Below are 21,603 nucleotides of genomic sequence, written 5' to 3'. Positions count from 1 at the left end.
CGCGCTCATGCAGGCTCCCGCAGCGCGGCCGGCAGCAGGATCGGTTTCAACGTCTCGAAGCTGCGGTTCGCCTCGTCGTAGTCCTCGGGTCGACCGATGTCCAGCCAGTAGCCGTCGAAGTCGTACGCGGCCGGCGGGTTGCCCTGGCCGATCAGGTCGAGCATCAACTGGTCGAAGCCGAACGAGATGCCGCTCGGGTACGCCGCGATCGTCTGCCGGGTGAGCCCGTACACGCCCATGCTGACCCGGTAGTCCAGGGTGGGTTTCTCGTTGAACTCGACGACCTTGTCCCCTTCGACGGCGAGTACGCCGAAGTCGACCTGGACCTTGCGCCGGAAGGTCGCCACGGTCACCGGGGCACCCGAGTCGGTGTGGACGCGCAGCAGGTCGGCGTAGTTGAGGTTGGTGAGAATGTCGCCGTTCATCACCAGGAAGCGCTCCGGCAGCCGGTCGCGCATCGTGAACAGTGGCCCGACGGTGGACAGCGGGGTCCGCTCCTGGGCGTAGTCGACGGACAGGCCGTGCCGTGAGCCGTCGCCGACGAATGCCCGAATCAGCGAGCCGTGGTGGTTGATCGCGATGGTCACGGTCCGGAAACCGCAGGCGGCCAGCTGGTGCAGGACCACGTCGAGGATCGCGTAGTGCTCGCCGATCGGCACGAGCGGCTTGGGCAGTGCGGTGGTGTACGGCCGCAGCCGCACCCCTCTGCCGCCCGCCATGATCACGACATGCATGTCGTCCACCCGATGCCCCTTCGGCTATTTGCGCTGGTTTGAGGCTAGCAGCGCTTTAGGCACTGATTGTCGGTATTGACGATGACCGACGGCCGTCCGTGGACTGCGCGCGACCGCGCAGAGCACCACGAGCGCCAGCGGCAGCGCCTCGCCGAGGTAGAACGCCAGGATGTTGTCCAGATCGGCGGTGACCAGGATGACCGTGATGGCGCACAGCGGCAGGCAGAGCAGCTTCGCCGCGAGGGCGTCGGACTGCCGCGCCCGCGCGTAGTACCTGGTGGCGAACCGGAGGAACAGCCCGAGGAACACGAACGACAGCAGGCCGCCGACCGGTCCGAAGTTGAGGATCGCCTCGCCGGTGATGCCGAAGACCCGTTGGGAGCTCACGCCGGAGGCGTACACGCCCGGCCCGTACAGCACGTCGGTGCCGACCGCCGACTTGCTCCGCACCCGCTCGGCGCCCACGCTGCCCGGCACCAGCAGCAGCGGCGCGGCGACGTAGGTACTCCCGTAGCTCCAATCCGCGACCCCGACGCGCTGCCGGTTGAGCAACAGCGCCTGGATGTCCGCCCGACCCAGATCGGCCAGTAGCACCGTCGGCAGGTCACGGCCGGTCTCAGCAGAGACCTCCTCGACGGTACGGGTGCCCTTGGCGATGTCGACGACCTCCACCCCGGCACCCTTGTAGAGCCCGTACGCGTACACGAACATGACCACGGCCACCGCCGAGGCGACGAAAGTCCTGCGGGTGATCGGCCGCACCAGCAGGTGCACCAGGACCAGGCCGAGCACCAGCGGCCACAGCACCGCCGACCGGCTGCCCCGCAGGCCGCCCACCAGGAACTGGACCGCGACCAGACCGACCAGCAGCAGCACCACCAGGTCGACGCGGCGGCGCAGCAGTTGCCGCCAGCGCACCAGGACCAGGCAGAACAGCAGCAGCGGGAAGGACTCACTGATCAGCAGCAACCAACCCAGCCCGGCGAACGCCGTACGGTCCTGGGTCATCGCCGTGAAGAAGCCGCCCGGCCCGCCGAGCAGCAGAACCTCGACACCGAACGCCAGGACACCGACGACGACGGCCATCAGCGCGACCGACTGGTAGCGCCCCGGGTCGAGCCGGGACGGCACGGCCCGCAGTGGACCGCGACCGGGCAGCGACAGGACCACCCGGTAGACGACCAGCCCGACCATGTTCAGCAGCGCCATCGCACCCAACGCCGATCGCCACCCCGCCGCCGACGGGTGCAGCAGCGGCGGCCAGTAGTCCAGCAGCACGTGCAGCACCGGCGCGAGGTAGTAGAAGTGGACGCCGAACAGGCCGAGGATCGCCTGCGGGTCGAACACGTCGCGCCGCCGCCGCAACCATTCGAAGGCGTCGACGCCGATCAGTACGCCGCAGACCGTGACCGGGATCAGGAACCAGTGCCGCAGCCGCGGATCCACGCAGGCCAGCAGCGCGCTGGTGGACGGGATCAGGGTAGCGGCCAGCACCCAGCTCGTCGCCGGCGTACCCGCGTCGTCGCCCGGATCAGGGCCGGTCAGGGTGTCCACTAGGCACCCAGCAGGCCGATCCGCTCGTCCAGCGCCCGCCACAGCAACCGTGAGTAGGTAGCCGAGATGTGATTGCCGTCGCGCAACGTGACCACGTTGCCGACCAGCGCCGGGCAGACCGTCGACGTGCAGAACCACGGGATCGGGTCGACGACCAGTGCGCCCTGGTCTCGTGCGGCGTCGGCGATCATTTGCCGTCGACGGGGCTCCAGCACCACGTCGGACACCGCACCGTGACAGGTCCGCGCGTCGGCCAGGTGCAGCGCCAGGCAGTCGACCACGGTCGCCGGCAGCCACGGTACGTCACCGATCAGCACCACCTCGCTGCCGGTGGACCTGATCGTGTCGACGGTCCGGGCCCAGCCGTCGGTCCAGACCCGGTCGCGGTCGGTGAACACGCCGACCGGGTCACCGAAGGTGTAGTTGGTCGACGAGGTGATCACCATCGCGGGTCGCAGCTCGCCGATCCGTCGCAGGGCCTGCTCCCGCCACTGGACACACTCGTCGTACGGCCGGTTGACCGAGTCCAGGTGAAACCGCACCGACGCGGCGCTGCAGAAACCCTTGACCATGACGACCAGTCGCCAACCGCGCTCGTCGGCCAGCCGGCGCAGCGCCGGGAACCAGCTGCCGGCGTGCGAGTCGCCGAGCAGCACCACGGTCTGCGCCGCGGCCGGGTCGCCGTACCCGCACGGGTGGTCGGTGCCGGTGTCGGTGATCCGCAGCACCACGCAGCCGTCGTGGAAAACGGCCGGGATGTCGGTGGTCACCTCGGGCAGCGGCGGGGTCAGGTTGGCCGGTACCGGACCGGCCTCGGCGCTGGCGGCGACCAACCGGGTCAGGTCACGCTCGATGTCGGCCGAGGCGGCCAGCGTGGCGGCGGTGTCGACCGGCCGGCCCGGCCCCACCAGCGTCGGCTTCGTCGCCAGCGCCGGCACCGCCACCGCGACGACGGCGGCCGACGCCACTGCTGCCAGGCCGACCGTGCGCCACGGCCGGGCCGCCCGTCGACCCCGCCGCAACGGGGCCTCGACGAGCAGGTACGTGCCGGCGGCGGCGGCCAGCGCCCCGCCGGCCAGGCCCAGGTTCTGCCAGATCGTGCCGTGCCCGCCGAGCAGTGCGGCGCCGATCACCAGGAACGGCCAGTGCCACAGGTACCACGAGTACGACAGCCGGCCGAGCCACTGCAGTGGGCGCAGGGCGAGCAGCCCGCCGACCCCACCGCTGTGCGGCGCGCAGCCGGCGGCGATCACCAGCGCCGCACCGGCGACCGGCAGCAGCGCCGGGTAACCCGGGAACGGGGTGGTGCTGTCGAACAGCAGGGCGGCGGCCAGGACTGCGGCCAACCCGGTCCAGGCCAGGCCGGCGGCGATCCGGGCCGGCAGCCGCGACGCGGCGCCGGCCCCGAGGGCGATCAGCACGCCGGCGAGCAACTGCCAGGCCCGCGCCGGGGAGCCGAAGTACGCGTACCCGGGCGACGTAGCGGTCTGCCAGACGCAGAGCGCGAAGGAGAGCGCGGCGACGCTGGCCACGACGACCAGCACCGGCCGCAGGTCACCCGGACGCCGCCAGGGCCGGGCCGACCGGGACTTGGCCGGCTGCGACCGGGCCGACGCTGACCGGGCCTGCCGCCAGCGCAGCAGACGGGGCCAGCCGAGCAGCACGAGCAGCAGCAGCGGCCAGCACAGGTAGAACTGTTCCTCGACCGCCAACGACCAGTAGTGCTCCAGCGGCGATTCCCGACGCATCGTGTCCAGATAGTCCACGCTGTTGCGGGCCAGCAGGAAGTTCACGCAGTACGCGGCGCTCGCGATCGCCTGGGTGGCGATCCACTGCAGTTGCAGCGGCAGCCACCACCAGGCGGCGAGCAGGGTGGTGATCAGCACCAGGACGGCGGCGGGCAGCAGCCGCCGGGCGCGCCGGGCGTAGAAGCCGAGGATGGAGATGGTGCCGTCGGTGGCGTACTCGCGCAGCAGCACCGAGGTGACCACGAAGCCGGAGATGACGTAGAAGACGTCAACGCCGACGTAGCCGCCACCGAACAGTGGGACGCCCGCGTGGTAGAGCACGACGAGCAGTACGGCGATCCCGCGCAGCCCTTCGATGTCGCGCCGGAACGTACCGTGCCCACGGCCACCGAGCGCGACCGGGCGGGCCGGACCCTGAGCCGGCCCCGGCGGCTTTTCCCGGTTCCGAGCGGTGGTTACCGCGCCGGACGCGCCGGACACACCCGCCGGCACGTCCGTCGTGGCCAGCTCGGAACTGGTCATCGCTACGCACCCACTCTCCGAACCCCGACGGGTACGGACAGTTCTATCAGTGCTTTTCACCGCGAGAGCGGCGTTTGCCGAATTACCTCACCAAGAGCGCTAAACCACCTCATAAGTGAAAGAGGTACGCTGATCGGTCGATAGCCCTGTGGCCGGATCGTCACCCGACCGATGCCGTGCTACGTCAAACCATGGCCTACTCGGCCGGGGTCGTGAAAAAGGTGGCGAGGACAGTCAGTGCGGTACGCGACTCGTCGGGCACGCCGTCGAGCACCGTGGCCGAGCCGCGGCCGGCCAGCGCGTCGGTTACCTCGGCGGCCGGCGGGGCGGCCGACTCCACCCGAGTCGCGGCAGGCGTCGCGGTCAGCGTCACCGATTCGTCGGCGACCACTTCGAAGACGCCGCCGCCGTCGCCACCGAGTTCAAGGCGCTGATGTGCCCGGGCACCGAACTTCTGCGCCACCGCCGCCGCGATGAACAGCCCGTACGCGGTCGCGCAGCTGGTCGCCTCGGCGTCGGTCGGGCGGTCGACGCCGAGCGGCAGGAAGATGTCGCGTTCGTGCAGCCACGAGTCCCACAGCACGTGCAGCGCCTGCACCGTCCAGTCCATCGGCCCGTACGGCAGGACGACGTCGAACCGGTCGTCGCGGGCCAGCCGGTCCCGGGCCACGGCGAGCGACTTCTCCGTCGTCGCGACGAGCCGGTCGAGGGTGTCGGCCGGCGACTCGCCGGTCGATGCCGCCAGCCAATGGCGGGGAGTGGTCCGGGGGTCGAACCCGGCTGTCACGTCGAACATCCGGTCGCCCGGATCGGGAGCAATCGCAACAGTGACGTCGCCCAGGTGCCGGACGGTGTCCTGCACCGACCAGCCGGGACAGCGGGTCGGCGCGGACCACTGCTCAGGGCTCAGACTCCGCAGGTCGTCGCAGAGCTGCCGCCGTTGGGCGGCGAAGACGTCGAGCAGCCGCGCGGGATCCAGAACGGATTGATCGGCGGTCCTCAGCAGCAGCGTGTGTGGCGGGCTGTTCCCGGTCATCATCGAGTCCCCTCCGGTCGCCAAAGGCACCAGCGTATTCCGGAGTTGTCCAACAGGGATCGGCGTTCGAGGTGGATGCCTAGCCGACGGGAGAGGCGGGGGTGACCATGGCGTCAACCTCGCGCAGCAGCGCGTCGTAGCCGGCCGGGCTGGGCTGCTCGTCGCTGACCAGGGCGACGGTCAGCAGCGTCTGCACGGTGATGTTCTCGGCGGTGGCCGGCAGTGTCTCGTGCCCGCCGAGCGCGGCCAGTAGCAGGTTCTCCGCGATGACCGGGTCGACCAGGGTGCGGTCGGGGTCGAACCGTTCCCGGACGCTGGCCACGAACCGGATCACCGCACCGTGGTCGTCGCGGCGGAACCGCCGGTCGGCGCAGAGCACGAACAACGCGCTGAGCAGGTCAAGATAGTGCTGGCGGTCGGCTTCGGTGAACCGCTCCGTCCGGCGATCGTGGGCGTGCACCTGCCCCGCCATCAGATAGCTCAGCGCCGCCACCGGCTGGTTGGTCGGGGCCGACTGACTGGTCGGGGCAGTTCGACTGGTCGTCATGGTCGCAACTCCCGCTTCAGGTTGTTCCACAATGTCCTACGGAACACCTGCCAGCGGGTCCGGAACCGCAGGTGCCGACGGTTGGCGGCGACCACCGTCGCCGCCATCCGGGTGCCGATGGCAAGGGCGTCCCCGTTGGGGCTGGCTATCGGCCGCACCCCGGCCAGCCGGGCGGTCCGCGCGGCCGGCGGATCGACGCCGGCGTCGAGGGCGTCGAGGTAGCGGTCCACCGCGCCGGTGCCGACGCTCAGACCGACCTCGACGTCACGCAGTCGGCTCAGCGCGACGGCCAGCCGATCGGCGGTGGCCTGGGCGTGCGGGTGTTCGCTGCGGTGCAGCCGGTCCGTGGCGTACGCCAGCCGGTGCCGCAGGTCGGGCAGCTGGGCGGCGGCGTGCGCGGCGTGCTGGCGGGCGGTCTGCAGGCCGTACAGAATGGATGCGACCGCGACCGGTCGGCCACCCGGCAGCTGCGGGCGTCCGGCGCTGACGGCGTCGAGAACATCACCGTACGCGTCCCACGCTTCGTGTAGCGCATTCTGATAACGGTCGGTGGTCAGCCCGGCGTCCGGGTGCCGTACGCCGGCCAGTTGCTCGTCGGCGTGGGTGACGGCGGTCTCCATCGCCAGGGCGACGGTCCGCAGCACGTCGATCATGTCGGCGGCCACCTGCAACGCCTGCCCGTCGGCCGCGCTGACTTCAGCTTGCATGTCGGTCATGCCGACCTCCGCCACCAGGTGAACCGCGCCTGGTCGGCGTCGGTGGTCCGGGCCGGGTCGAGCAGGGTCTGGTCGAGCAGTGTCGCACCGGGCCGGCGGAACGGCAGTCGGTGGTAGCGGGCCAGGGTCGTCTCGGCGGCGGCCAGGTCGGCGCACGGGCCGGGCCGTCCGCAGCCTAGACAACACCCGTTGTACGCCGACGTGGTGTGCGTGTCGACGGCCTGTTGCGCCGCGACGAACCGGTCACGGGCGTACGCCGTGTAGTAGTTCGCTGGCCTCTGGTTGACGGTGGCGGTCGGGGTCGGGATCGGGATCGGGGCGGGTCGGGGGTCGGATGTCACCGGTCGGTGCCTCCCGTTCAGGTGTGGAGAGGGCGCACCTGGTCAGCCGGAGGGGCGGCCGGCTGACCAGGCTCCTTGCGGGAAACCAGCTCCGGGTTTGCAGACCTGGGAACCGGTCAGACAGAGCTTTACACGTCATGCAGAGTAAAGCAACCCCACAAGTCGTGTCTTGTCGTGCATAGCTGGGCTGTGATCAAATGGCAGGGCAGACCTGGGAGCCCATATGCCCGTAAAGCCCAAGTGGCAGCAGATCGCCGACCACATCCGCTCGCAGATCGAATCCGGCGAACTCGGTCCCGGCGATCGACTGCCATCGACCGCGCAGCTGCGTAATCAGTACAACGTGTCGGCGACGGTGGTTCGCCAAGCCGTGCTCGTCTTGCAGACGCAGGGCATCGTGCAGGGCGTACACGGGCTTGGGGTGTTCGTCGCCGACCGCGACGACGCCGCCGGCTCGTAGCGCTGGCGTACCCGCTGCCGGCTGTCGTCAGGAGCGCCGATGACCGTAGCGCGGCAGTGGGAGCGGGTCGCGGGCGACATCCGGGCGCAGGTCGAGTCCGGGCAACTGCGTCCCGGCGATCGGCTGCCGCCCACCGACCAGTTGCGGGAACAGCACCGGGTCGCGACGTCGGTCGTCCGCCAGGCCATCCTCGCCCTGCAGGCAGAGGGCACAGTCCGGGGCGTACCCGGGGTGGGCGTGCTCGTTGCCGGCTCGCAGCCGGTGTAGCTCAAGATCATGTGAGCGCTATGGACGTCTCAACGTCGACGAGACGTCCATAGCGCTCACATGATCTTGGGTGTCAGCAGGCGGATCATCCGGCGCCGGCCGCAGATAGGCTGCACGTATGCATCATCCAGCGCAACCGCAGGTGCGCCGAGCAACGAAGGCCGACGCTCCCGCCCTGGTGCGGCTCCGAGCGGTCATGCTGCAGGACATGGGCGCACCGGTCGGCGACGAGACGGCCGAATGGCGGTCGGCAGCCCTAGACTGGTTCAACCGGTCACTCGGCGACCCTGAAATGTTCGCGGCGTTCGTGGTCGACGACCCACAGCACGGCATCGTCAGCAACGCCGTCGGCCAGTGCGACCGGCACGCCCCCTCCCCCGGCAACCCGGGCGGGCTGCGCGGGCACCTGTTCAACGTGTGCACCGAGCCGGACCACCGTGGCCGCGGCTACGCCCGTGATTGCGTGCAGGCACTGCTGGACTGGTTCGCCACCGACACCACGGTCAGCGTCGTCGACCTGAACGCCACGGCGGGCAGCGGAAACCTATACCAGTCGATGGATTTCGCCCCGTCACGCCACCCGGCGCTGCAACTTCGCCGCGACCAGATGAGTGCGCCAGCACCAACTGCCCGCTGAACATCCCACGCGTCCTGCCGGGTCTCCGGCACCCCATCGCTCCCGGTGAGGTGATGCCACAGATGCATCTTGATGCACCTGTGGCATCAGACTCGGCCTGCATCCCCGACCCAACAAGATGACGCAGCGTTCATGTAGATGCACGCGATGCTGCCGACAATTGCGCGCCGCCTACCGAACTCCCAGCTCAACCAACCCTCGGCCGGCTATGCAAGGAACAGGTGATCACGCTGACCTTGATAGCACACACAAAGGAATCAATGTCGGTCAACGCTGACCAGGCTACAGATTCGACAGGTACGCCCTCAGGCTCTTGACTGCTTGGTGAGTCAGGATCGCAGCTTCCTCGACGTTGGCGCGGGACAGCTCCGACCAGGTGTAGATCTCCTGCGTACGGTCCTGTCGGCCACCGGCGAGCAGTTGTGCCACGCCGAGCTGGCTTGCCCGCATGGCATTGGCGACGTTTGCCAGCTTCGCCTGCTGCGTCTCGATCTCGTCGAGCAGGCGACGCAGTTGCTGCAGGTATGAGCCGGTGCTCCCGCCGCCCCCACCACTGCCGCCCCGGCTGGCCGGGCCGCCGATGGTGATCGTACGGTCGCCACCGCCCCGGCTCCGATGGCCGGGGTAGCGGCGGCGGACGCTGCTCAACGGTCTCGCACCGCCACCACCAGCGCCGGAGCCGCCCGAGGTCGTGCCGTCGCCCGCCCGAGCCTCACGTCGCCGGTCCAACACAGTGTTGACGAACCCCTTGCCGACAGCACCGAGAGCATGACCGATGAAGGCACCAGCGATGGCGACCGGCGCGGGCGGCAACCCCCATCGGGTGGCGGCAAGCCCGATCAGTGCGCCCAGCCCGGCACCGAGTTGCTGGACCAGCGTCCCGCTGCCCTCCTTGGCCACCTCATGCTTGAAACGCGACGCAAACGAGCGGTCCGGTGTCGAGCGCTGCTGTGCCTGCCGGCGGTACCTCATGACGCCACGATCGGATCCAACGCGGCGCAGGCCGCCGAGATCATCAAGGGCAGCACTTCCGCCACCTCACGCGCCAAGGACTCGGCTGTCAGGTTGAGTGGCTCCCCGCCAGCAGCGACGTGCTCCGAGTCATCGGCGTAGAAGGCGCACGCGGTCCACAGATCGGGATGCAGGAACGAGAACGACCACTGGGCGTACACATCGTTGGACACTGCGACGAGGGGTTGGTCGCCGATGCCGATGCGGTGCTGGTGGGGGGCCTCCGGGGTGGAGCCGAGGCCCTGGGCCAACGGCAGCAGCTTGTGCCGGCTGAACACCGGCCGCAGGTCGCCGTCCGGGTCGAACTCCACCAGCAGACCCCGGGCGATCAGGTCGTCGACGTACCGGGCGGCCTGTGGCTCCGGCTTCGGTGCGGTCTCCAGCATCCGCACCAGCGACTCCCGGTTGACCGACAGCTTGGCGTGCCGGTCCGGGTAAAGGAAGGCCGCCGCCCACACCGCCGCCTCGGTCTCGGTCAGCTCGACCAGGTCGTCGCCGAGGTGCACCTCGTAGCACTCCGGCGTCGGGTCCGGCGGTCGGACGTACCGGTAGCGCGGACCCATGCTCAACCCGGCGGGCACGATCACAGTCGACATACCGCCCAGTCTCCCAGCCTCAGCCAAGCCGACGCCGGCGGCCAGAGCCTGGCCCGGCACGGGCACCGGCACCGGCACCGGCACCGGCAGACTCGTCAGGCCGCCATCTTCGCCACGTCGTACGCCTCGACGAAGTCCCGTGCCGCTGGCACCTGGTCGGCCACCTGCCCGAGGTCGGCCCGCAGTCCGGTGAGCCGCCTACGGCCACGCCCGGACTTCAGCTCGGCGATGTCGGGCAGCGCGTCCAGCGCGACAGTGCCCGCTGCGGTGGAGTCGCCCTGCTGGTGCAGCGCGATCGCCAGGCTGACCTTGCCGAGGATCTGGTTCCGCCGATAGACGGGGTCGTGGTGCGCCAGGCTGGCCTGCAGGCAGGGAACCGCCCGCTCGGGACGACCGAGCGCCAGCTGCGACAACGCCTCCACCGCGTTGACCTCGGTGTCGTTGACAAACCTGGTGTAGAGCGGGTCGTCGTCGCTGGGGCCACGGTCGTACGCGGTCTTCGCCCTGGCCAGGGCTCGGCTGGACTCGACGGCGTCGCCCATCAACGCGGACGCGTGGGTGGTCCGCAGATGCAGCAGGCTGGTCAGCCGAGGGGTCGCCCACGGGCCGGAGATGCGTCGGGCAGCCTCGGCGATCTGCAGAGACTCAACCGGCCGCACCTCCCTGACCAGCATCGCCATGACCACCATGGCGTGCACCTCAAGGTGCGGATCGTCGCGCAGTCGGGCGCGGACGATCGCCTCCTGCAGGTAGCGGCGCGACTCGACACGCCGCTCCGCGTCCAGCGCGAGCCAGCCGATCCAGGCTTCCAGGTCGCCGAGGTTGCTCTGCAGCGCGTCGCCGACCTGCCGGGGATAGGTTGCCTCCCGATCCCAGCGGGTCAGCCGGCGGTACATGGCGATGGCGACGTCGCAGAGGCTGCCGCCGCCGGCCGCCGCGTCGGCCCGCTCAAGGCTCGTGATGGTGGTTGACACCTGCTGCAGGTGCTCCATGCTCAGGTGCTGCGGCACATCGGGCGCGGTGACCCAGTCCCGCAGCGGGCTGGCGATGCCCAGGCCCGCCAGAGCGGCATTGATCGTGAACGCACGCCGGTCCGTAAGATCACCTCCATTGTCGTCCCACGATGTAACGGTACCGCCCCGATCGTCGATGTCCAGAGATCGATTTTCCGGCTTCCCGGCGAGCAGGGCATCGAGTTGATCGACCGAGGTGCCGAGCGCTTCCGCGAGCCGCGCTCGGGTATACGGTTGTGGCTCGGCCTTACCCCGCTCCCACCGGGCGACCGTGGTCCGGTCGACCTGCAGACGTTCGGCCAGCCCTTCCTGGCTGAAGCCGGCCGCCCTGCGCCTCCTGATGAAGCTGTCCCGCCGTCCGGTCAACTGGACGCCCTCCCGTCGCGGCCCGTGTCCACGGTGCACATAAGTAACGCAGATCGGAAAGATCAATTCAACGGGCTGTGGACAACTCACACTTGTCATCCTTTCGTGGAAGTTCCCTTCCTACTTGACCTCAACGGTCTTGCTTTCTCGTTAGTCCGGTCGCGTGAAAAGCTGCCGGGGTACCAGTAGCAGCCACGGCGACCGAAGCGGGCGCGGCCTCGCCCTCGAACGACGGAGGCGATCCGACAGGGTCAGGAGGCACGACAAGTGAGCAGAGCGGAACGCGGTTGGCAGGCGTACCCGGGGGCCGTCGACGACCACGTAGACCTGCCGCCGGTCGGGCCCGGCCGTGTCGTCGGCGTCGGGGCCATCTGCGATCTCCGGCCCCAGCAGGCCGACTCGGCCGACACGCAGAGCTTCTCCGTCGGCGAGTTCGTCCTGCTGGACGACGGTCGGCGGGTGCTGCTGCACCAGGACCGTGGCTTCACACTCGGCCGCCGGTCGGCGGGCGACGCCCGTCCCGGTGCCGACCCGGCCACCGAGGCCATGGAAGAGGCCCGGGAGAGCGTCACCCGGTCCGTGTTGACCGTCGTGCTCCCCGATGACGACCAGACCGCCGAGGAGCATCCCTGGTCGTGGCTGGCTGACCTCGCACGCTCCCGTGGCCTGGACGTGCTCGCCGACGACCTGCGGGCTCTGCCGTACGAGGTGATTCTGACCGACGACGTGACCCGCTGGCTCGCACGCGGCTGACGCTCACCGGCGGCCAGCATGCGGCACCCGGGATCCGCCGCGTTCCGGCCGGTCGGCTTGCCAGTCCGCTACCTTCGATACGTCAAACGCTCGGCCAAGTTCCCGCGCCGGGGGCCACGCGCAGCGCGGCGTCGTAAGCTCTGAGTGTGACGCTCTGGACCGCAGCAGACGCCGCCCGCAACGCCGCCGCCGAGCTGGCAGGCGGCGGAGGTCTTCAGCACGCCTTCCGCTGTCTCCTTCAGCTCCTCGACGACTACGAACGAGCACTGACCACGGATGGTGTTCCCGCTGGAGCGGAGCTGTTCGCAACGGCACCATCCGAAACCGGCGACGTTCGGGTGGACGCCGCACTCGCTGGATTGGCCGAACATCTCGCCCGCCGGGATGGCTGGCGGCCACCGACCTGGGCCTTCGACCAGAATCGGTATGCAAAGCCATGGTGGTTCGTATCGGGACTCAAGTCCTGGCATGCCACCGCAATCGTCGAGTCACCACTGGCATTCCGCAAGCGCGGTGTGTTCATCACAGAATCGGCGCTAACGCGAGTATGAGTCTTCTCGATCGCAGCCAGATTCTTCATCTGTTCAACGAGCTATCCACAGAGCTGCGCAACCAGGACATCCGCGCTGAGATCTTCCTGGTCGGTGGTGCGGCGATGGCCCTAGCCTACGACGCTCGCCGGGCAACCCGGGACATCGATGCCATCTTCGCCCCGAAAACCGGAGTGCACCTGGCGGCCGCTGCCGTGGCAGCCAGAAACGATCTTCCGGACGACTGGCTCAACGATGCCGTCAAAGGGTTCCTCCCTGGATCGGACCCCCAAGCACGCCAGGTGTTCGAAAACGACTCTCTTCGCGTCGACGTCGCCTCACCCGAGTATCTCCTCGCCATGAAACTCCTGGCAGCAAGAGAACAGGACATTGATGACATAGCCATCTTGTATCGGCTTTGCGGATTCACCACAGCGGCGCAAGGACTTGACCTGGTCGAGTCCGTGTATCCAGGACGACCGATCGCCCCCAAGGTTCAATTCATGCTTGAGGAGCTGTTCCCGGATCCAGCCGAGCAGTAGCGACGAGCGCTTCCGGCGCGCAGCTACGCCAAGCCGGACTGGCTCACACGCCGACGCTCGCCGGCACACGACACCCGGGATTCGCCGCGTTCCGGCTGGCCGGACCAGGTGGGGTGTCGACCGGCTCGGCTAGGGTCTGGCCGTGCTGATCACGGACGGGCCGAACGGCGAGAAACACCTGCTCGATGTGCTGATCGCAGCCGCCGACGCCGCCCCGGATCAGACGAGCACGCACGTACGCGGGGACGGCACCGAACGCGTCGTCACCCACCGTCAGCTGCGCGACGACGCACTACGGGTCGCCGGTGGGCTGCGGGACGCCGGGATCGCGGCCGGCACGCCGGTGATCCTGCTGGCCGATGCCGGCGACGACTTCCAGCCGGTGTTCTGGGGCGCGCTGGCGGCCGGGCTGGTCCCCGTACCGCTGCCGGCGGAACCGACCCGGGTGGCCGGCGTGCGTGACCTGCTCGGCGGCGTACCGGTGATCGTCGACGACGCCTGCGCCCCGGTGGCGCGGCAGGCCGACGCCCCGGCGCTGCGCCTCGCCACCTTGCGGGCCGGCGGGAGAGCACCACGCAAGCTGCCGACACCCGACCCCGACTCACCCGCGTTCCTGCAGTTCTCCTCCGGTAGCACCGGCACTCCGCGCGGCGTCGAGCTGCGACACCGCAACGTGCTGGCGAACCTACGGCAGATCGGCCAGGCCGCCGCACTGACCGCCGACGACGTCTCGGTCAGCTGGATGCCGTACTTCCACGACATGGGGCTGATCGGCACCCACCTGGCACCGCTGGCCGCCCGGCTGCGGCAGGTGCGGATCGGCCCGCTGACCTTCGCGAAACGGCCGCTGCTGTGGTTCAGCGCCGCGCACCGGCACCGGGCCACGCTGCTGTCGGCGGCCAACTTCGCCCTCGCCCTCGCCGTCCGGCGGGTGCCGGCCGAGGCCCTGGCCGGGCTGGACCTGAGCGCCGTACGGCTGATGATGGTCGGCGCGGAGCCGATCTCGCCGGTGGTGTGGCGGGCGTTCGTCGAACGGACCCGGCCCGCCGGGCTCGACCCGGCCGCACTGCAACCGGTGTACGGGCTGGCCGAGGCGACCCTCGCCGTCACCGTCCCGCCGCTGGGCGAGACCGCCGTACCGGTGCGGGTGGACCGGACGGCGCTCGCCGCCGGCACGGTGCAGCCGGCTGCCGCAGGCGACCCGGGCGCGGTGGAGTTCATGGACGTCGGGCCGCCGGTGCCCGGCTGTCAGGTGCGCGTCGTCGACGACGCCGGCAACGTCGTCGGAGGCGACGACGCCGGCCGGATCGTCGGTGACGGCCGCGACGGCGGTGCGCCGCAGGTCGGCCGGATCGAGGTACGTGGCCCGAACGTGGCCGCCGGCTACCACGGTGATCCGACGGCCACCGCCGAGGTGTTCGTCGACGGGTGGCTGCGTACCGGTGATCTGGGATTTTTGCGCGACGGCGGCCGGCTCTGCGTGACCGGCCGGGCCAAGGACGTGGTGTTCGTCAACGGCCGTACGTTCCACGCCGCCGACCTGGAGGAGGTCGTCGCCGGCACGGCCGGGCTGCCGGCGGGGCGGGTCGCGGTGATCGGCTGCAGCGACCACGACAGCGGTGCCGAACGGATCGTGGTCTTCGTGCAGTGGGCCGGCACCATGGCGCCATCGGCCGACGCCGCTGCGGTGCTCGGTGAGGTGGCGGCCCGGATCGTGGCGGCGACCGGGCACGACCAGGTACGGGTGCTGCCGGTGCCGGCCGGGGCGTTCCCCCGCACCACCAGCGGCAAGCTGCGTCGGCCCCGGCTGCGCCAGCGGTACGCCGCCGGTGACTTCGCCGCCGTCGAACAGCGCTGGGCGGCAACGGCACCGTCGACGTCGGCGATCGCACCGACGATGAGCACGGTGGCCGGCGGCGGGAGCCGCGACGAGGTGGAGCGGGTCGTGCGGGCGGTGTGGGCGCGAGTGCTGCGCCGGCCAGCCGACGGGATCGGCGTCCACGACCGGTTCAGCACGCTGGGCGGTTCGTCGCTGCAGGCGATGGAGGTGCTGGCCGGACTGGAGGACGCGTTCGGCCGCGAACTCGACCCGGCCGAGCTGCGGGAACGGGCGACGGTGGCGGCGCTGGCCGACCATCTGCTCGCCCCAGTGCAGGACGGGAGCCTGAAACCGGCCCGACCGGCGAGCGGGCCAGCCGCCGCTGCGGCTGCCGGGCCGGCGGACGGGGTGGCGATTATCGGGCTGGCCTGCCGGTTCCCCGGTGCGGACAGCCCGGACGAGTTCTGGCGGCAGCTGCTAGACGGGCGCGACAGCGTCGGCGAGATCCCGCCGCAGCGGTGGCGGCCGGTCGAGGGCGAGACCGCCCGCTGGGGGGCGTTTCTTGACGACCCGGCCGGCTTCGACGCCGGCTTCTTCGGCATGTCCGACACCGACGCCGACCACGCCGACCCGCACGCCCGGATCTTCCTGGAGTTGGCGCACGAGGCGTTGGAACGCGCCGGGTACGCCGGGCCGCGCCGGCACGGCCGCCGGGTCGGGGTGTTCGCGGCGGTCGGCGAGAGCGGCTACACCGAACTGCTCCGCGCCGATTCCGACGTCACCGGCGAACCGGCCGCGCTGGTCGGCAACCTGCGCAACCTGATCCCGGCCCGCGTCGCGCAGGCCCTCGACCTGACCGGGCCGGCGATCGCGGTCGACACCGCCTGCTCGTCGGCGCTGGTCGCGCTGCACCTGGCAGTACGCAGCCTGCGCGAGCGCGAATGTGACCTGGCCGTGGTCGGCGGGGTCAACCTGAACCTGACCCCGACCGGGCACCGGCTGCTCGCCGCCGCCGGGGCGCTGTCGGCCACCGGCCGGTGCCGGGTATTCGCCGCCGACGCCGACGGGTTCGTGCCCGGCGAGGGCGGGGCCGCGCTGGTCCTGGCCCGCGTCGACGACGCCCGCGCCGCCGGGGACGGACTTCTTGCCCTGGTACGCGGGACCGCCGTCAACAACGACGGCCGCTCGCTGAGTCTGCTGGCACCGAACCCGTTGCGCCAACGGGAAGTGGTCGCCCAGGCGTACCGGGACAGCGGCGTCGACCCGACCATCGTGTCCTACGTGGAGGCCCACGGGACGGGTACGGAGCTCGGCGACCCGGTCGAGGTGCGGTCGTTGGCGTACGCCTTCCCGCCGCGCCCGGACGGCCGGCCCCGGCTGCTCGGCTCGGTCAAGTCGAACCTCGGTCACCTGCTCAACGCCGCCGGGATGCCGGCTCTGGTCAAGGTGATCCTGGCGCTACGGCACCGGCAACTGCCTCCGTCGCTGCACGTCGGCACCCCGTCGCCCCGGCTGGACCTGGCCGGCGCCGGGTTCGAGGTGGCGACCGGCGCGCAGGACTGGGTCGACGATGACGGTCCGTTGACCGCCGGGGTGAACGCGTTCGGGTTCGGCGGCACCAACGCGCACGCGATCCTGCAGGAGGCCGATCCGGCACCGGCACCGCAGCAGGCTGCCGGGGCGACCATCGCCGGGCCGCCGTACCTGTTGACCTGCTCGGCGGCGACCGAGGTCGCGTTGCGGCAGTCGCTGCAGGACCTCGCCGCCCATCTCGACGCGCATCCGGAGCTGGATCCCGGCGATGTCTGCGCCACCGTCAACACCGCCCGGGACGACCGGCCGCACCGGGTCGCTGTCGTCGGCGACAGCACCGCCGGGCTCGCCGCCGCGTTGGCCGCCGCCGCGTCCGGCCCGGTCACCGAGGTGGTACGCCGGCCGCGTACCGCCGTGGTGTGGCCCGGCGACGAGACCGGGCCGACGGCGGTCTGCCGGCGGCTCGCCGACTGGGGGGTGGTGCCCGACGCCGTCGTCGGCGACGACGCCGACCAGCTGCGGGCACTGCTCGACCAGGGCTACGACGTGCTGCTCGGCCTCGACCCGGACCGGCTGACCCTGGCCGAACGCGAGGCGTCGCCGGAGGCGGCGGACCGGGTCGAGATGCTGTCGGTGCCGCCGACCGACGCCGACGGCGGGCTGACCGGGCTGGTCGGGGCGCTGTGGCAGCGCGGAGTCGCCCTGGACCGGGTCCGGCTCTCCGGTGGTCGGCGCCGGGTGGCCGTGCCGACGTACCCGTTCCAGCGGCGACGGCACTGGCTGCCGGCGACCATGAAGGACGATCTGGTCCATCAGGTGCGCTGGTCGCCACTGCCGGTGCCGGCCGGCCACTCCCCCGCCTCGGTGCATCTGACCGGGCCGGGTGCGGTGCCCGGCGGCCCGCTGGCGGACGGGCTGCGCGACCGGCTGGCCGCCGACGGCATCGAGCTTGTCACCGGGACCGGTGACGCCGAGCTCATCGTCTACCTGGCCAGCGTCGACCCGTTCGACGTCGACGGCGGTGTGGCCGGGCTGGACGCGGCCGTCGACGCCACGCTGCACGGCGTGACCGGGCTGGTCGCCACGCTGCCCGAACGCGGTTTCCGGCTGCTGGTCGTCACCCAGGACGCGGTCAGCACCGGAGCGGCCGGTGAACGGCCGGACCCGGTGCAGAGCCTGGTCAACGGGTTGACGGCCGCGCTCGCCGACGAACACCCGGACAACACGGTGTCCGGAGTGGACCTGTCAGCGGCCGATGACGTGCCGGCCCGGGTCGACGCGCTGGTCGCCGAAGTGGCGACCGTCGGGGCGCGGTCAGATCCGGCGGCGGTGGAGTCGCGGCCGGCGGAGTCGAGGCCGGTGGCGTGGCGGGGCGGGCAGCGGCTGGGCCGGCGGCTCGTCCCGGCCGAACCGGCCGCCGAGGACACGACGGAACCGGTCGACGCCGACGGCGTACAGCTGATTGTCGGTGGCACGGGTGGTGTCGGCGCCGCGCTCGCCGCGGACCTGGCCGCTCGCGGACACCGCCGGATCGTGCTGGCCGGCCGCGCCGCCGCCGCGCCGGACCGTCTGGTCGACCGGCTGCGTGCCCTCGGCGCGCAGGTCGGCTACCGCCGGTGTGACATCACCGACGCCGCCGACGTCGACGCGCTGATCGCCGGGCTGCCCGACCTCGCCGGGGTGTTTCACGCCGCCGGTGCGGTCCGGCCCGGCCCGCTGCGGTCGAGGTCCGTGGCGCAACTGCAGGCCGTGCTGGCGCCGAAGGTACGCGGCGGTCACCTGCTGGTCCGGGCGCTGCGCCGGTACGGTCGACGGCCGGCGACCGTGGTGGCGTTCACCTCGGTCAGCGCGCTGCTGCCCGGACTCGCCGGGGCGGTCGGTGACTACGCCGCCGCCAACGCCTTCCTGGACACGTACGCCGCCGTCGAGCGGGCCGCCGGACGGCCGCTGCGTACCGTCGGGTTCTCGGCCCTGGCCGATGCGGGGATGGCCGCCCACCCGGGGCTCGCGGCGCGGCTGGCCGCCCGGGGACTGCCGGCGCTGCCGTTCGACGACGCCCTGCCGGCGCTGTGGTCGGCGCTGCGCCGACCCGCCGCCCACCTAGTCGTCACCCGGCTGACCGCTGCGGGCGAGGCTGCGACAGTCACCGCGAGCGTGCCTCCAGTGGACACCCTGCCGCAACCGCAGGCCGTGCCGAGTCGTGACGCGGACCGGCAGCTGGACACCCCGGGCGAAATCGGGGACATGCTGCGGCGGCTACTCGCCGACGCGCTCGACTGCGACCCGGCGCAGATCGACGACGACACGTCGTTCCTCACCCTCGGCCTGGACTCACTCACCGCCATCGACCTGGTCAAGACCCTCGAAGGTGAACTCGGCCGGCCGCTGCCGACCATGCTGCTGTTCGAGCACGGCACCATCGCCGCACTCGTCGCCCGGCTGGCGGATCCGCCGCCGGCTGTTGCTCCGACCGCCGTCACCGCCGACGACGACGCGGAGTCGTTCGCGCTGTCCGGGGTGCAGCGGGCGTTCCACACGCTGCACCGGCTCTACCCGCAGGTCGCCGCGTACGGGTTCGTCCGGCACTCCGTCACCGGACCGCTCGACGCCGACCTGCTCGGGCAGGCCCTGGCGCAGCTGACGCGCCGGCACCCGATGCTGCGGATGCGGTGGACCGACGACGGTGCCGCGCCGCCCCGTCAGCTGATCGGCCCGCCGACGCCGGCCGCTGACTGGTACGCCGTCCACGACTACGGCCAAGGTGACGGTGACGGTGACGTCGACACGCTGACCGAACGGCTGTGCAACGAGCCGATCGACCTGACCCGCCGACCGCCGCTGCGCGCCGCCCTGATCCGGACCGGTCCGGACGCCGCCCAGCTGCTGCTGGTGCTGCACCACGCCGCCGGGGACGGGGCCAGCCTGAGTGTGCTCAGCGAGGAGCTGTGGCAGGTGTACGGGGCGCTGGCCGCCGGCCGCGTACCGCAGCTGCCGGCGGTGCCGGCGACGTTCCGCGACCACCTGGCCGTCGCCGCGCCGGCACGCGCGGAAGACCTGGCCTTCTGGCGGGAGACCCTGGCGTCGTGGCCGACCGGGCTGCGGCTGCCGTGGCGCGACCCGGCCGCACCGCCCGCGCCGCCGTACGCCGCTCATCAGGTCGCCGTCGACCCGCCGACGGTGGCCGCGTTGACCCGGGCGGCCGCCGCCGCACAGGTGTCGCTGTTCCACCTGTTGCTCGCCGGGTACGCCCGGTGCCTGGCCCGCGCCAGCGGGCAGCGCACCGTCACCGTGTCGGTGGCGCGGGCCGGCCGCGACGCCCGGCTGCCCGGCGTCGACCGGGTCGTCGGGCCGTTCGCCGACATCCTGCCGGTGACGGTCGACGTCGACCCGACCGAGCCGGCGGCCGACCTCGCGCGGCGGGTCCTGGCCGCCTGGCTGGTCGCGCAGCGGCACGGCATGGTCGACGCGGTCGACCTGGCGCGGGCGACGCCGCGACCCGCCGACCCGGCTGCCGACGCCGGCAGCGGCGTCGGCGGCCGGCCGGTCACCACCAGCCCGGCCAGTTTCAGCTTCGCCCGTTTCCCGGCCACAGCGGATACGGACTGCCCGGTACGGGTGTCGCCGGTCGCCGCCGGCACCGCGTCGGCCGGCACCCGGCTGGGGCTGCTCTGCTGGCCCGACGGCGAGCGGCTGCGGTTCGCCTGGAACCATCCGGTGGCGTCGCTGGACCGGGCGGCCGTCGCCGGGCTGGCCGCCGATTTCCTCGCCGAACTGGCTGACCTGGCCAAGCAGACCGACCCGCCCTCGAGGGAGTCCACTTCGGGGATGCTGCCGTCGGTAGTGGAGCGAATCGGGCAGGTGTGCCGCCGGCACGCCGACGCCGTCGCAGTCGAGGCGGGCGAGCTGCGGATGACATACCGGCAGTTGGACGCCGCCGCCGACCGGGTCGCCGCCGCGCTACGCCACCACGGCGTACAAGCCGGTGACCTGGTCGGATTGCTGGCCGCGCGCGGACCCGCCGCCGTCGCCGCCATCGTCGGGGTGCTGCGCGTCGGAGCCGGCTGGGTGCCGTTGGACGTCGCCCACCCGGCAGCCCGCCACCGCGATCAGCTGCGGCGAAGCGGCGCACAGGTGCTGTTGCACGACACCGAGTCGACGACGCTGGCCGATGCGCTGGCCGGGCTGGTCATGGTCGACGTCGACACGGTCATCGTCAACGGGACCACTGCCGACCCGGTCACAGACGGCACGGCCGCTGCCGACCCGGACGGTACGGCGTACGTCATCTTCACCTCCGGGTCGACCGGCCGGCCCAAGGGCGTGCCGGTCAGTCACCGCTCGATGTCGAACTACCTGCGCTGGGCGGTCGACACGTTCGGCTACCACAGCGGTGACCGGCTGGCGCAGACCTCATCGTTGTGCTTCGACGCCTCCGTCCGGCAACTGCTGGCACCGCTGCTGGTCGGAGCGACGGTCGTCGTACTCGCCCCGCAGGTGCTGCGCGACCCCGACGAGGTGCTGCGCCGGGTCGAACACGACCGGATCACCGTCTGGAGCTCGGTGCCGACGCTGTGGGGTCAACTGCTGGCGGCGGCGCAGCGGCGTACCGCCTCGATCGGGCGACCGGACCTGTCGGCGCTGCGCTGGATCCACGTCGGCGGCGAAACGCTGCCTCCCGGGCAGGTGCGGAGCTGGTTCGACCTGTTCGGCCCCGGGCACCGGATCACCAACCTGTACGGGCCGACCGAGGCGACCATCAACGCCGCCTGGTTCCTGATCGACCGGCGGCCGGCAGACGGCCTGCGGCGGATGCAGATCGGCCGGCCGGCCGCCGGCGCGACACTGGCCGTCGTCAACGCCGCCGGGCGGCCCTGCCCG

Annotated in this window: 17 protein-coding genes; 7 read left to right on the top strand and 10 right to left on the bottom strand. The window is 71.6% G+C overall.

The annotated features are described in order from the left end of the window. Positions 1–5: 5 nt before the first annotated feature. The 7 genes from ACXAHD_RS17035 to ACXAHD_RS17005 all read right to left on the bottom strand — a co-directional run bounded on the left by ACXAHD_RS17035 (position 6) and on the right by ACXAHD_RS17005 (position 7,198). The gene (locus tag ACXAHD_RS17035; protein ID WP_475051644.1) at positions 6–734 is read right to left on the bottom strand and encodes a sugar phosphate nucleotidyltransferase; all 729 of its coding nucleotides are present in this window, start codon (positions 732–734) and stop codon (positions 6–8) included. A gap of 24 nt (positions 735–758) precedes the next feature. Then, positions 759–2,288 (bottom strand): hypothetical protein, encoded by a 1,530-nt coding sequence (locus ACXAHD_RS17030; protein ID WP_281551053.1) that lies wholly within the window; start codon positions 2,286–2,288, stop codon positions 759–761. After that, the gene (locus tag ACXAHD_RS17025; protein ID WP_475051625.1) at positions 2,288–4,558 is read right to left on the bottom strand and encodes an acyltransferase family protein; all 2,271 of its coding nucleotides are present in this window, start codon (positions 4,556–4,558) and stop codon (positions 2,288–2,290) included. Before ACXAHD_RS17025 ends, ACXAHD_RS17030 begins: the two co-directional genes overlap by 1 nt. Positions 4,559–4,754: 196 nt before the next feature. After that, on the bottom strand, positions 4,755–5,618 hold the full coding sequence (locus tag ACXAHD_RS17020) for a maleylpyruvate isomerase family mycothiol-dependent enzyme (protein WP_475051623.1): 864 nt from the start codon (positions 5,616–5,618) through the stop codon (positions 4,755–4,757). Between the two features lie 55 nt (positions 5,619–5,673). Continuing rightward, positions 5,674–6,141, bottom strand: a complete 468-nt coding sequence (locus tag ACXAHD_RS17015) for a hypothetical protein (protein WP_475051620.1) — start codon at positions 6,139–6,141, stop codon at positions 5,674–5,676. Further along, positions 6,138–6,857, bottom strand: coding sequence for a hypothetical protein (locus ACXAHD_RS17010; RefSeq protein WP_475051618.1), 720 nt, complete (start codon positions 6,855–6,857; stop codon positions 6,138–6,140). The genes ACXAHD_RS17015 and ACXAHD_RS17010 overlap by 4 nt, the downstream gene beginning before the upstream one ends. Beyond that, positions 6,854–7,198 (bottom strand): hypothetical protein, encoded by a 345-nt coding sequence (locus tag ACXAHD_RS17005; protein ID WP_475051616.1) that lies wholly within the window; start codon positions 7,196–7,198, stop codon positions 6,854–6,856. Before ACXAHD_RS17005 ends, ACXAHD_RS17010 begins: the two co-directional genes overlap by 4 nt. Positions 7,199–7,421: 223 nt before the next feature. On the opposite strand from ACXAHD_RS17005, the gene ACXAHD_RS17000 reads away from it, so the two are divergent. The 3 genes from ACXAHD_RS17000 (at position 7,422) to ACXAHD_RS16990 (ending at position 8,562) form a co-directional block, all read left to right on the top strand. Beyond that, complete coding sequence (locus ACXAHD_RS17000) at positions 7,422–7,658, top strand: winged helix-turn-helix domain-containing protein (RefSeq protein WP_281551059.1); 237 nt, start codon at positions 7,422–7,424, stop codon at positions 7,656–7,658. A gap of 39 nt (positions 7,659–7,697) precedes the next feature. Then, positions 7,698–7,925, top strand: coding sequence for a winged helix-turn-helix domain-containing protein (locus tag ACXAHD_RS16995; protein ID WP_281551060.1), 228 nt, complete (start codon positions 7,698–7,700; stop codon positions 7,923–7,925). Positions 7,926–8,043: 118 nt separating this feature from the next. Next, complete coding sequence (locus ACXAHD_RS16990; protein WP_281551061.1) at positions 8,044–8,562, top strand: GNAT family N-acetyltransferase; 519 nt, start codon at positions 8,044–8,046, stop codon at positions 8,560–8,562. A gap of 282 nt (positions 8,563–8,844) precedes the next feature. Here the strand turns inward: ACXAHD_RS16990 and ACXAHD_RS16985 are convergent, their stop codons facing one another. The 3 genes from ACXAHD_RS16985 to ACXAHD_RS16975 form a co-directional block, all read right to left on the bottom strand. Then, positions 8,845–9,534: a hypothetical protein gene (locus ACXAHD_RS16985; RefSeq protein ID WP_475051613.1), complete on the bottom strand. Its 690-nt coding sequence runs from the start codon at positions 9,532–9,534 to the stop codon at positions 8,845–8,847. Continuing rightward, positions 9,531–10,169: a hypothetical protein gene (locus ACXAHD_RS16980; protein WP_475051609.1), complete on the bottom strand. Its 639-nt coding sequence runs from the start codon at positions 10,167–10,169 to the stop codon at positions 9,531–9,533. Before ACXAHD_RS16980 ends, ACXAHD_RS16985 begins: the two co-directional genes overlap by 4 nt. Before the next feature lie 95 nt (positions 10,170–10,264). After that, positions 10,265–11,548, bottom strand: coding sequence for a helix-turn-helix transcriptional regulator (locus ACXAHD_RS16975; protein ID WP_475051607.1), 1,284 nt, complete (start codon positions 11,546–11,548; stop codon positions 10,265–10,267). A 267-nt stretch (positions 11,549–11,815) separates the two neighbouring features. On the opposite strand from ACXAHD_RS16975, the gene ACXAHD_RS16970 reads away from it, so the two are divergent. The 4 genes from ACXAHD_RS16970 to ACXAHD_RS16955 all read left to right on the top strand — a co-directional run. After that, positions 11,816–12,301: a hypothetical protein gene (locus tag ACXAHD_RS16970; RefSeq protein WP_281551066.1), complete on the top strand. Its 486-nt coding sequence runs from the start codon at positions 11,816–11,818 to the stop codon at positions 12,299–12,301. Between the two features lie 146 nt (positions 12,302–12,447). Beyond that, positions 12,448–12,852, top strand: a complete 405-nt coding sequence (locus ACXAHD_RS16965; protein WP_281551067.1) for a hypothetical protein — start codon at positions 12,448–12,450, stop codon at positions 12,850–12,852. Next, positions 12,849–13,373: a DUF6036 family nucleotidyltransferase gene (locus ACXAHD_RS16960; RefSeq protein ID WP_289213415.1), complete on the top strand. Its 525-nt coding sequence runs from the start codon at positions 12,849–12,851 to the stop codon at positions 13,371–13,373. Before ACXAHD_RS16965 ends, ACXAHD_RS16960 begins: the two co-directional genes overlap by 4 nt. 142 nt (positions 13,374–13,515) lie before the next feature. Further along, the coding region (locus tag ACXAHD_RS16955; protein WP_475051604.1) for an SDR family NAD(P)-dependent oxidoreductase at positions 13,516–21,603 on the top strand (8,088 nt) is incomplete at its 3' end.

Source organism: Micromonospora sp. ABR4_055 (assembly GCF_056160425.1).
Note: the sequence above shows the minus strand (reverse complement) of the source record. Positions and strands in the feature narration are given on the sequence as shown.